The following is a 12,472-nucleotide window of genomic DNA, read 5'->3' on the forward strand; positions in this document are numbered from 1 at the left end:
AATATGGATAATCAGAAAAACCTGAATGTTTCTCTCGATAATTTATTGGAACAAGGAATGCAATCGTATCTGTTTGCGTTACTTACAGTACAACAGTTCAGGGTAGAGGTTCAAAAACGAACATTAAATGCCCTAACAGGAAAAATCAAAGAACTTGGCGATGCCATGGGCAGGGATATTGATGAAAGCTGGTTAAAACCCTATATAAATCCTGATGGTCTGTCAGACCCAGGCTATGATGGAAGCAGAGCCGAGGTTTCGTTAAAGCTTTTTGTAGCTCCGGTGGACTGCTATTTTGGAATGCGCTTCGAGCTTGATGGTGAGGGGAAAACAGAATCTTATGTCACGGTAAATATGTGGCCATGGACAAAGGAGCAGATGCATTTCTTACTTCAGAAAACCAAAGAAGTTACTGACGACTTTAATAACAATATGGGAAATGAAATAGAAATTCGTGAAATTCTCAACCCGGCAGAGCATGAGTTTTTTGAGAAAAAATTGATTGCCCTGATAGATAAATGGATAGCTGTTTGGAAAAAAGTGGGCGGCATTGATACAATGAATAATGGTTTTCCATCTGAGTTTGCAACTGCCTACCCCTTGAAAGCAAGTCCAGAAGCTGCGCCAGGTCATCCCTAAGGTACACTTTCTTTGCCTTGTTTTATTTGTTCCCTTGAAGTAAAATGTTAACAATTTTAGAGGATAGATTATGAATATAGATGAATTTCTTAGAGGCCTACACGGAAGACTCGAAAGCTTTCAGCATGCACGGGAATTGTATGCACCACGGCTGGCCCCTGATTTTAATAGCTTTAATGTTATCTCTCCGGATGAAATGCGATTGTCAAAAATCCTGGCAACATTGCTTGATCCTGCCGGTGAACATGCACAAGGTCCAGCGTTTCTAAAGGCGTTCCTGCACTGGGCCCAACTTGAAGGCTACTTGGCTGAATCCAATCCGGTAAAGGTTCAAACTGAAGTGGTTACTGACCGCATCGACAATCCAATGCGCCGAATGGATATTATCATAGACTTCGGGGATGCGGCCATTGTCATCGAAAATAAGCCATGGACCGGCGATCAAAGTGAACAGGTAAGCGATTATGTCAAACAGGTGAAGAGTAGCCATCCTAACAATTTTTGCCTGTTATATTTATCTGGTACAGGCGAACCACCAACTGAAGCGAGTGTTTTGCCAACCAATAGGGCGGAATTAGAGAGAAAAGAACAGCTCAAAGTTAAACCATACTCTACCCTATTGGATTGGCTAACTGGCTGCAAGGCTGTCTGCCAGTCTGAAAGGGTAAGACATTTTCTTGATGATTTTTCGGATTATATCCGTCAGCAATTTATGGGGGTACACGACATGACTGAATTTAATGAAATCTCCAACGCCGTAAGAAAAACGAAGGAAACGCTTCGGGCAGCCCTTAAGGTAGCTGCCAATATTGACGGCATCAAGATAGATTTACTTGATCAGCTTAAAGCCCAACTTACCGACAGAGTTCAAAAAAGGTCCTGGATTCTTGACTGGCATATTGAGTATTGGAATAAATATTCATGTTTCGGGATTTCCTTTGCTAAGGAGCAACAACAATATGAAGTATGGTTTGAATTTGATGGCAAACAATGTCAGGGATTGCATTATGGTATATTAGATAAAAATCTCTTAAACCAAGAAGAAATCCGGAATCGCCTCAATAGCAATATTACAACTGGCAAAAATGGCGACGGGTGGCTTTGGAGAATAGATGGTCCTGAACCTTACCTTTATTGGCTCAATAGCGAAGAACCATGGATGGACATTATTTGCAACGATAAACTTGCGGATATGGTAATCGAGTATGCCGAGAAAATTTATCAAGCGTTGTAGGCGGGACCAAGTCTCTTGGATAAATTGCGGTAATTATGCCCATCTCTTAGAATTAGAATTTGAGCACATCGAACATTAACCGGACTCACATTTAGAAACACAATGGAAGGATTCTTATCACTCCCCATCACTAAAACTTCGTATCATTGTAGTATTTTCCTTCCGTTAAAAAATATATTTGAAAAATAGGGACGGGAAACAACCTTTAAAAGCATTCACGATAGGTACTAATAAAAACCCAAAGGATAAAAAACATGCCAACTCAAAAAAGCAACATCATCAATGCCCTGAGAATGCTCAACACCCAAAACTTATTTTCCAAGGATGATCTGTCCATTGTCATCCCTGCTCTTGTTTTTATGGCAGAGAAATTCAACTGGGAATCCTACAGTCTGATGAAAAAATACGGCAACAACTGGAAAAAAATATCAGTAGGCCTTGCGCAAGTATTATTCCAGGGAGACGAGGGCGCCGAAAGTGATTTAAGGGCGCTCCACAGTGAGTATTATACGATGCGCGGGTTATCGTCAGGAATGTCGCTCTTTCTGGATAAGCTGACTCTAAACATGAAGCAGGAAGACATTAAGAGGAAGGCGTAAAATATTATGTAAAAAAAGAACACACTGCCAGACTGTTGGCAAAATGATTCGTTATACTGTCATAGGGAGGATGACTTTGGACAGACGAACATTTCTTAAGTTTCTTGCCGGCACGGGCGCCATGTTTTCACTTTGGCTCACACCCTCATTGAATGGCAAATCCCGCCATACAAACATCAGATATGGTTTTATCAACAGGACAGGTAAAATAGTCATTGCACCTCGCTTTGAATTAGCCTTAGGATTCTTGGATGGCCGCGCTGCTGTTCAGATCGATGGGAAATGGGGATATATAGATGAAAATGGTAAACGTGTCGTTCCGGCACAATTCGATGAAGCCATGGATTTTAATGAAGGTCTTGCATGTGTAGAGTTGGATGGAAAATGCGGTTATATCGATAAAAGTGGTAAATTCGCTGTCCCGCCACAATATGAACTTTCATTCTCCGCTTTTTCAGATGGCCTTGCATGTGTGAGGGTAAACGGCAAATATGGGTATATCAATAAAACAGGTAAGTTTGTAATTGATCCTGTATTTGAGGAAGCATCAGGATTCTCCGAAGGATTGGCAAAGGTAAAAACTTGCAACAAATATTCATTTACTGACAAGACAGGGAAACAGGCTTTCCCGTATTCCTTTGATGGAGCCCTTCCGTTCTCGGATGGGCTGGCAAGTGTCGTGGTTGACGGACAATGGGGATATATCGACAAAACCGGCAAAATGGTGATACGGCATCAGTATCATGGGCACGAGTATTTCAAGGAAGGCATGGTACCGATAATGAGTGAAAAAAAATGGGGGTATATCGATAAAACAGGAGCGGTTGTCATTGAACCTCGCTACACTTTAGTCGGAGCTTTTTCCAAAGGTCTCTGCCCCGTTGAATTCGATGGCAAATGGGGATATATTGATGCAAAAGGAAACATGATTATCCCGCCAATCTTTGCACATGCATCAGAGTTCAGTGAGGGGATAGCAGATGCACGAAATACTGAAAACGGTAGAGATGGATATATCAACCAAAAAGGCAAGTATGTTATTAAACCTCAGTTTTACGAAGCATGTTCATTCTCTGAAGGTCTTGCGGTAATAGGGGTAGAGATATAAATAGCAGTAGCATTTGCAGAAGAGTATTACCCGCATTTGCGCAGAACAGAGTACGACCTCTAATGGCTACTCATAAATCTGTTGCACACCATTGGCAAGATCAAGGGATATGGGTAAATTGTGAAAACTTGGTGCATCCAGACCCTTGCAAACCTGTTTTTGAGGGCTCTAATGTTTATTACTGAATCAGTGGCAAGATACAGTACAACATCGTGGGATAGGGTAATGAGGGGGTGCGGGGAAATTGACAAAAAATTATGCAATTCTATACACAATTTTATAAATCAATGACATAATGCTGTCAGTTATGTGTGGTATTGTTTTGTAAATAACGTAAGGAGCAGCAAATGTCATATAAGTTTGATTCACTTGCTATTATCCTCAACAAGCTTGACAGTAAAGAAACCGTAACGGTTTTATCTCTTACGGATGAGCTTGAGGTAAGCGGGAGAACCGTTCACAGATATATAAGTACGTTGCAGGTAGCTGGATTCCCTATTGAATACGATAAAATAAAGAATAGCTACGTTTTTACCGAAGGCTATACTCTTAAAAAACCGACCCTTTCGTTAGAGGAGACTCTTGCCTTTGCTCTTGCGAAGAAATTACTCATAAACTTCGGACCGGGTATGGAGAAAAGCCTTTCCGATATTGAGGATAAGCTTTCACCAAAAAAAGGGGACTTCAAACATATCATCCTATCTGCAGATGCTTTGCCTGTAGCATCTGAGCAGTATCTTGGTCTTATACACCAGGCCATAACGAATTATCAGAGGATCAAGCTCGTGTATAAAGCGCTGTATGCTGATAATCCAACGGAAAGTAGTATAGACCCATACTATTTGTTTTTCAGAGAAGGCATCTGGTATCTCAGGGGAGATTATCATCTGGAAAAAGCTGCAAGAACCTTCGCCCTTGACAGGATAGTTTCTTTAACGCTTCTTGATGAGCACTTTATCCCGAAGCCTACCTCCCCTGATGATGAGCTGTCCGCTGCCTTCGGGGCATTTATTGACGGTGAGCCTGTAGAAGTCGTACTGAGGTTTGACAAACTGAGCAAGCCACTTGTCCTGAGAAAGAAATGGCATAAAAGCCAGCAGATTAAAGAGCTTGAGGACGGAGGTATAGAGGCAAGATTCACTGTAAACGGCATAAAAGGCATACAACCATGGATCTACAGGTGGATACCTTTTGTAGAGGTTATTGCCCCTGAAGAGTTAAGAGATATGTTTATCAAGGATCTTGACGAAGCCATTAAAAGACATAAGAAATGAAACTGCATAAAATAGTTGTTGTAGAAAAGAATAAACTATTAACAAAAATATCAGCTTGAATAAAGCTACTATATATGATTATTAGAAATCATATCTGCCTTATTAAAAACAGATTAAAAGGGAGGGGTTAAATGGGACAAGAAGAATATTTAGTAAAGTTTTACAAATTGGATTACCTCATCTTGGCAGATTTAAATATAAATTTAACAACAATTTGTTTTCAGAGATAGAAAAAACTAACCTATCAAAAAAAGGAGTGAAAACATATGCCAAATGGAGGACATATTTCTTGTGTGCATTGCACGTACAATCGGCAGACATCAGGAACGTGTGATATCTTGAGGATTGAAACAAGCCCTTTTATCTTATGCAGAGCTTTCAGAAAACTCAAGCAATCTCATACCGAAGCACGAAAAAAAGTGGCCTATGCTAAATGATCTGAAGCCTGGGGTTGTATATGGGATCGATAATTCTTCTTTTTTAGCCGGAGATTCAAGACCGATATATAAACTACAAATTTTCAAAAAAGTGGAGAGAACATGAACGAAGTAAGAAAAGAAGTCGAAAAGATATTATCAGAAAACCAACAGGATTGGGAAGAAAGATTTTATGAGTATTATGAAAAGATAATTAATAACTCGGAAAACATAGAGAAAAATAGACAAAAATTTCATATGAGAGGATTTTTACGAGCGTATATGAATTTTGGACAGGCCATGAAAAAAACACCAAAATTTAGTATTCGTTACGGAGGACAAATTGCTGGTATAATGAAATTTATGAAAAACAAAAAGGAACCTATCCTTGTAATCACCCCAAAACAAGCTAAAGATAACAATAAGTGGTTTAAGTTCGATCTTCCAAATGGAGAATACGCTTGGAGATCATCTGCTGAAGCTCAAAAATTTAGAGAGAGATTTGAAAAAAATCCACCGCCACCAGTTAGACAAGACGAACACCGCTTAGAAACATTTATTCTTGATGAAATGTTCAACCCTACGATTAAAAAGTTTTGTGGAACTTTTAAAAATATTCAGCCAGTTTGTATTGCAAACAATGTTCCTTTCCAGATGCTCATACCAATACGTGCACGCGGAGGAAAGATCGGTTACAAGGATGGTCACATAGATATTGTTGCTCGATATGGTAGAGGAACAACATCCTTGTTGGCAATTGAAATAAAAAGACCTGGTGGCCAATATCAAGGTGCTGCAAAGCAGGCATACATTTATGCGGTAACCATGTCCTATATGTTTAATAAAACAGGAGATAACTTCAAGAAGCACTTATATACGTTATGTGGATATAAAAACGTATATTCAAATCTAAAAATTCATGCTGTGGTTGCAATTCCCGATACTTATAAATCTAAATTTTCTCAAGAACAAGAATTACTCAATGCTTCTAATATTAACGTTGATATACCTATACATTATATTACTTATCAACTTGCAGACAATCAGAGAATTAAAGTTATAGGAACGAGCCTTGAAACTTAAAATTCACCGTGGTACTCACGAAATAGGCGGTTCCTGTGTTGAGGTAAAGGACTCCGACACGCGTATCGTCATAGACATTGGAATGCCCCTTGTTACAAGAGAGAAAGAAAAATTCGATATGAAGGCATATAAGGAATTATCCGGCCCTGAACTCGTTGAAAAGCAGATACTGCCTGATATAAAAGGTCTGTATGAATGGGATACCGGCAACAAACCTATTGACGGGCTACTCATTTCACATTCCCATGCAGACCATTACGGCTTCATGGATTATATACGAGATGATATACGGTGTTTCTTGAGCGAAGGAACGCAGCGTATTATTGAACTTAACAAGAGTTTTTTTAACAGGGGTAAACAGATAAAGAACCCCATCATTCTTCAGAGTGGAAAACCTACTCATATCAAGAGTCTAACGGTTACGCCTTACCTGATGGACCATTCTGCTTTTGATGCTCAGGCATTTCTCATCGAGAGCAAAGACCGTAAGATCATCTATTCGGGTGATTTCAGGGAACACGGGAGAAAAGAAAAAGCCTTTGAATGGTTTCTGGAAAATGTCCCAAGGGGAGTTGATGCGCTTCTGCTGGAAGGAACGATGGTAGGACAGGTTGACCGTAATTCGAAAACAGAAGAGGAGCTTGAAGTAGAATTGACCAATCTTATCAAAAAAAGCAATAAAATGACCATTGTATTCCAGTCGTCACAGAACATCGACAGGATTGTGACATGCTTCAAGGCTGCGTGGAAAGCAAAACGCCTGTTTGTTATCGACCTATATACTGCGCATGTCCTTCATACCCTAAAGAACACAACGAGATCCCCTCGAATCCCATATCCATCTCAGAAAGACTTCCCTACATTGAAAGTCTTTTTCCCAAAAAGGCTGTGTGACCTCCTTGCAAGAACTAACAAAAAAGAATTGATGTATGCGTTCAAAGACTTCAAGATAGACCGGGGACAGATATCGGAAAATCCACAAAAGGTGGTTATGCTGGTGAGGCCTTCCATGCTTGGAGACTTGAAGCAGTTGCAGGGAATTCATGGGGCATCGGCAATATACTCCCAGTGGCAGGGATATCTTGATGAAACACCGATGAAAAGGATGATGGATTTTCTCAAAAGCCAGGACGTAGACATTATCCATCTTCATACGAGTGGTCATGCAGGTATGAGAACACTCAAGAAGGTCATTGATGTGGTAAAACCAAAAACGATAATACCCATTCACACTTTCTATCCTGAACTTTACGAGAAATTCGGCGCCAATGTGCTCAAGTTGGAAGACGGACAGGAGATTTCCGTATAGGTTTTCATGGAAACACTTGGGCAGCCAGAAAGGAGATGGGATCATGAATATACAGAGGTCTGGGAAAGATTGCTTCAAACCCTAAAATCAGATAAATGGGATACAGATATATATGATGAAGATTGTTCGGCTCATGAAGAAATATATGCATACAAAGTGAATGGTCCGCTTGGCGTATTTAACCATATTGAGATATTCTTGTGCGAACTTGACAACAACTCCAACAACGTCGAAATCAGGTTCATGTTTTTTGCGGATCCACGGTTAGCAGGTCAGAAAAAAAGGATTCTCGGGAAAAAGGTAAAAGAGAATGACTTTTTTACATTTAAAGACTTTTGTATGCAACTTTTTGCATGTGCAGGTATCAAGGCATTGCAGCAGGAGATAGAAAGCTCCCCGCGATACCGTCGCTCTGTCCGGTTCGGAGATGAGGATTTGATTCCAGCGTATTTTGTCGAGGTGGTATTCTGGAAAGAGCCTGAAATTTCTGCACAAAGAGGTCAGAGAAAACAACGGATTTCCAGAAAACGCAAGTTGTGCTAATTATAATTATTCATCAGATTGTCTTGTGCTTGGAGAGGTTGGCAGCAAGCCGTGGCTGCATGATAACCTCAGCGACGCCGGCTGGCTTGAAGACATTGTATGTGTACACTGGTCGCTGCGGTCGCCTATGGATGGTCGGATATATGAAATTGATGAAGAAAAAATAGTAACATATGCGGCTACTTCTGGTGTCGATGTAAAACAAGAATAAGCAAGAATTTATATGCCTTCCATGATTGACCATTTATCACTGGATTGCCCTCAAGAATCCTATCCCCCTTTTCTTCTCCTGTTTGTGTCTTGCCTCATTCATAAGCGATGCAATCAGTTTTTCATGGGTTATTGCTGCTGCATCCACAAAGACAAATTGTTCTTTCACCACAGCAAAGTCGCCGGGAGTAAGGTTGCTCATACACCTTATCTGTTGTGTGTCCTGCTCAGAAATGGCAGACCCGTGGCTCACCAGTGGTGTCAAGAGCTTCTGGTAGAAATGAACATTGCCTTCAGGAGTTAATGGATGGAACTCTATCTTGAAGCGGAATCTCCGTAGTGCAGCATGGTCTAATCCGTCTATATCATTTGTTGCAAAGATAACAATACCGAAGAAGCTGTCAAGCTGGGCAAGGATTTCATTGGTAAAGCTCTTTTCCCATGAATGATCGGCAGAACTTCTCGGATAAAGGAAACTGTCCGCCTCGTCGAAAAAAAGTATACCGCCCTCTGTCTGGGCCTCATTGAAGGCACCGGCAATATTCGCCTCTGTATCGCCCACCCACTTTGATTTGATATCACTGCTTCTTTTCAGAACCACTTCCTTGTCGAGAATGTTTCCCAGATAGTGGACAAATTCTGTTTTTCCCGTTCCCGGTGGTCCGTAAAGAAGGAGCGGCAGGGAGTGCTCTTTATGCTCCTGCAGTTTTACATATTGCCGGGTGATTGAAATGATTTCGTCAAGGTCATGTGAGACATTGAGTCCTTCGAGAAAATACTGCCGCATATCCTTTTTCTTTGATAATGCAGGTGCTTCACCCATTGTTGCCCTTTCATGATTTTTTAAAACAGTTTTGATCATCTTAAGGACAACGTCTTTCTGCGGCTTTGATTGGCCTTCACAGATGTTGATTGCATTGACAATCCCTCCGGCATCTACGGGATATGCTTTGCAGAGGTCATGAAGTTCCTCATCATTGAAGATATACTCAAGACTTTTCTTTTTTAGCTCATGTTTTAATATAGAGAGTCGCCCTTTTGTAGTAACCTTCTTGAATTCCATGGTAAAGGAGAACCTCCGCATGGTGGATGGATGGATTTGTCCCGTTCTGTTGGTGATCCAGACCGCTCTTTTCCCGTGCGTTTCGAGCATCCCGTTGATCCAGCTTTTATTGGTCTTGCTGTTGACAAAGAATGAAGCGCTGGTATTGAGAATCTCATCGGCCTCATCAATAAGAATGAGAGAACTGTTCCTGTCTGCCATATTAAACGCAGCATATACAGAGCGAAGTCTGTCGCTGTGGTCGTCATCGTTGGGTATATTAACGGAAAGAAGCTCCCTCGAATACTGTTTGGCAATCACTTTCGCGAGGGATGATTTTCCTGTTCCCGGCGGACCATAGAAGAGGATGTTACAACCCTTATCGCCTTCCATGAGGGTATTGAGGATAAGAAGTTCCTCCTCGGAAACATCAAAATCCCTTAAATCAAGGCAGGTATCATTTGTGGTGTTGAAAAATTGATTGGATATATCGGTTGTTAAGAATCCGGAAAGATAGTTTTCTGCCCATGTAGTTGCCTCTATGCAATCATGATTCTTTTCGAGGAGGGAAGCGGTGAATAGCAGCCGTTTTGAAAAATTGCTTAAAAACTTAGTTTTATCGTGTCCCAGGATAATATGGCCCATATTCTTGAAGGTTGAATAGTTAGAAAAGTCTATTACCCCGTTATTAGTCAAACGATTGGCCAAGGGCTGATATAACCACACAAAATAGAAGAAAGCAAGAATGTCAACTTCTTCATCGTTAAGGCTGAATGCTCTTTTGATATTATTAAGTCGGATTGATAGCTCTTCATCATCCTGGGAGATTATTTTATTTAGCTTGTTTTCTATCTCAGAAAGAACTTTCCCGATCATTATCTTGCCAAAATAGTTCTTGGATGCATCATGCTTTATCCAGATATTAAAATCATCTGAAGACTCGCAGAGGGGTGCTTCGGGATATTCTTCTCTTATCATGTCACCGATTATTCTGAGTCCCAGAAAATCTGAAACGAGGCCGAATATGATATCTGGATACCGTTCCGTGAGCCACGATTCGATAATATTTGCAATATACAACAGAACCGTTTTTTCCTCACATGCGCTATTGAAAAAAAACTCGCCATCGCTTTTTACTCCTCGTCCGGAAGATCTTCTTCTTATCATCGTTACTCCCTGAAAATTATTATTTCTGTTTCAGAGATATAAATACCACACCATGCTGACAACACTATGGCAGTGAGAAACAATTATTTTTACAATATTATCAGCAAGAGATGCCGTTAAAAAAGTCAGTTTCCATGATTTGAGGGGTATGGCAGTTGTTTTGATTCCGATAAACAGACGATTACCGCATGAAGTTCTGTATCTTTGATGAAGTTGTATAATTGTGTAGTAGGGAAGAAGACCAGATTCTGAAGGGACAGAAAACAATCTGCCAAGCATTTGCACCTTTCAACTGGTTATCCACAAATCCTGACAGGTGCCTTATGGGCAGATTTGTATTTGAAGTCGATTATATTACCTATCTGATCAAAACTGTTGATAATGGGAAGTTCTCAATGGTCAGTCTACTACCCCTTATCTCTTAATCCCTGCTTTTATCTTGATCAGGAATAAGCGTAAACAACTCATTCGGCTGGCACCGAAAAAAAAGCAGCAGTTTCTCAATATCCCCCCGGCTGATATTGTAATCATGGTTTGTCACTATACGTGATAAGGTAAGTACCTTTATTCCTGTCTCCTGCTCAATTACCTTATAGGTAATCTTCCTTCTTTCAATAGCGCTTTTCTTTTCTATGAGCCCCTTCAGGTTGATAATGAGCATCTCTTATACCCCTCATATCAGTTTGTATTAAATATATATCATCAAAAGAAATTAATTATCAACATACGATTATAAATAGTTTGACATGTATATCTCCATCAGCTAATATATGTACTGTAGTGATAATTAACTAACTGAATAAGACAATAATAGGAGATTTCATGAAAGAGACATATATGTCAAATTACTTGAGGGATACCCTCATATAGCATAACAGGGCCATAGGGGTTACAGGCCTTGCAGCGGTTGCCGCAGCAGGTGCAGGCATTGCCCTTAACATGCCGGCAATAGGTATAGTACCCATGATTGCAGGGGCTATCATAACGAATAACCATTTAAGGAAACGTTCAATCTGTAAAACAGGCATTGAAGGAGAAGATACATTGAGGACATACCTTAAGAACATCCTCTCCGATGAATATACCGCTCTTTATAATGTCCCCGTAGAACATGGCGATATAGACTGCCTTGTAATAGGACCAAAAGGATTGTACGCCATCGAGGTAAAGAACCATCGGGGAATAATCACCTATACGAATAATACATGGAGGCAGATTAAAAGGGGAAGAGGTGGCAACTCCTATATCGGTAAATTAAATAACCCCTCAATGCAGCTTATTCAAAACATCAAATGGCTTAAAGGATATCTTGGAAGATACGATATAAAACCCTGGATCAACGGACTTATAGTCTTCACCCATCCGGAGGTAATACTCTCCATAGACAACCTGCCAATTCTAAAAGCCATAAAGCTGGAAGATCTGGAAAGTGCTTTCCTTGAGAAAGATACCCTGTCCCCCATGATACAACAATCTACCGAGACCCATCTTCTCCAGCTCATGGCGGCATAAAACAAACCGGGGGAGAAATCCCCCGGAAACCAACCAAACAAATAAGGAGAAACGTTATGGATAAAATAAGAGTCTATAAAATACTGGCAAGTAAGTTCAATGAATCAGAGGCGGAGACAATCATAGACTATGTTGAATCTGCAAAAAGATGCAAAACACCATCAGGAATGGACTTAACAGAGAGAGTGCAGAAACTGGAATTGGATCTTAAATTGCAATACCACAAGCTCGATAAGAAAATAATAATGGGTCTTATTATTGTAATGGGGATTACCCTGATCCTTATCAAGTCCTTGGCTCAAGCGGTACTGAAATAGATGATATCCCAACAGGGGG

13 protein-coding genes are annotated in these 12,472 nt (G+C 40.5%); 11 read left to right on the forward strand and 2 right to left on the reverse strand.

The features are described from left to right. Window positions 1-3: 3 nt before the first annotated feature. The 9 genes from NT178_18060 to NT178_18100 all read left to right on the forward strand — a co-directional run bounded on the left by NT178_18060 (window position 4) and on the right by NT178_18100 (window position 8,416). Window positions 4-639 carry a hypothetical protein gene (locus NT178_18060; GenBank protein MCX5814423.1) on the forward strand — a complete coding sequence of 212 codons (636 nt, stop codon included), beginning with the start codon at window positions 4-6 and terminating at the stop codon, window positions 637-639. Between the two features lie 70 nt (window positions 640-709). Then, complete coding sequence (locus tag NT178_18065) at window positions 710-1,873, forward strand: PD-(D/E)XK nuclease family protein (GenBank protein ID MCX5814424.1); 1,164 nt, start codon at window positions 710-712, stop codon at window positions 1,871-1,873. A 254-nt stretch (window positions 1,874-2,127) separates the two neighbouring features. Next, window positions 2,128-2,472 (forward strand): hypothetical protein, encoded by a 345-nt coding sequence (locus NT178_18070; protein ID MCX5814425.1) that lies wholly within the window; start codon window positions 2,128-2,130, stop codon window positions 2,470-2,472. A gap of 76 nt (window positions 2,473-2,548) precedes the next feature. Continuing rightward, on the forward strand, window positions 2,549-3,580 hold the full coding sequence (locus NT178_18075) for a WG repeat-containing protein (protein ID MCX5814426.1): 1,032 nt from the start codon (window positions 2,549-2,551) through the stop codon (window positions 3,578-3,580). Between the two features lie 347 nt (window positions 3,581-3,927). Then, window positions 3,928-4,854: a WYL domain-containing protein gene (locus tag NT178_18080; GenBank protein MCX5814427.1), complete on the forward strand. Its 927-nt coding sequence runs from the start codon at window positions 3,928-3,930 to the stop codon at window positions 4,852-4,854. A gap of 539 nt (window positions 4,855-5,393) precedes the next feature. Then, window positions 5,394-6,353: a hypothetical protein gene (locus NT178_18085; GenBank protein MCX5814428.1), complete on the forward strand. Its 960-nt coding sequence runs from the start codon at window positions 5,394-5,396 to the stop codon at window positions 6,351-6,353. Then, window positions 6,343-7,662, forward strand: coding sequence for an MBL fold metallo-hydrolase (locus tag NT178_18090; protein MCX5814429.1), 1,320 nt, complete (start codon window positions 6,343-6,345; stop codon window positions 7,660-7,662). The genes NT178_18085 and NT178_18090 overlap by 11 nt, the downstream gene beginning before the upstream one ends. Window positions 7,663-7,668: 6 nt before the next feature. Then, window positions 7,669-8,205 (forward strand): hypothetical protein, encoded by a 537-nt coding sequence (locus NT178_18095; GenBank protein MCX5814430.1) that lies wholly within the window; start codon window positions 7,669-7,671, stop codon window positions 8,203-8,205. 25 nt (window positions 8,206-8,230) lie between these two features. Further along, window positions 8,231-8,416 (forward strand): hypothetical protein, encoded by a 186-nt coding sequence (locus tag NT178_18100; protein MCX5814431.1) that lies wholly within the window; start codon window positions 8,231-8,233, stop codon window positions 8,414-8,416. Window positions 8,417-8,452: 36 nt separating this feature from the next. On the opposite strand, the gene NT178_18105 is transcribed toward NT178_18100, so the two are convergent. Together NT178_18105 and NT178_18110 are read right to left on the reverse strand one after the other, a co-directional pair. Further along, window positions 8,453-10,624 carry an ATP-binding protein gene (locus NT178_18105; GenBank protein ID MCX5814432.1) on the reverse strand — a complete coding sequence of 724 codons (2,172 nt, stop codon included), beginning with the start codon at window positions 10,622-10,624 and terminating at the stop codon, window positions 8,453-8,455. A 421-nt stretch (window positions 10,625-11,045) separates the two neighbouring features. Beyond that, window positions 11,046-11,285: a helix-turn-helix transcriptional regulator gene (locus tag NT178_18110; GenBank protein ID MCX5814433.1), complete on the reverse strand. Its 240-nt coding sequence runs from the start codon at window positions 11,283-11,285 to the stop codon at window positions 11,046-11,048. A 278-nt stretch (window positions 11,286-11,563) separates the two neighbouring features. Between NT178_18110 and NT178_18115 the strand changes: the two genes are divergently transcribed. Beyond that, the gene (locus NT178_18115) at window positions 11,564-12,136 is read left to right on the forward strand and encodes a nuclease-related domain-containing protein (protein MCX5814434.1); all 573 of its coding nucleotides are present in this window, start codon (window positions 11,564-11,566) and stop codon (window positions 12,134-12,136) included. Between the two features lie 56 nt (window positions 12,137-12,192). Next, complete coding sequence (locus NT178_18120; GenBank protein MCX5814435.1) at window positions 12,193-12,453, forward strand: hypothetical protein; 261 nt, start codon at window positions 12,193-12,195, stop codon at window positions 12,451-12,453. Window positions 12,454-12,472: the final 19 nt, after the last annotated feature.

Source organism: Pseudomonadota bacterium (assembly GCA_026388255.1).
Lineage (GTDB): Bacteria > Desulfobacterota > Syntrophorhabdia > Syntrophorhabdales > Syntrophorhabdaceae > JAPLKB01.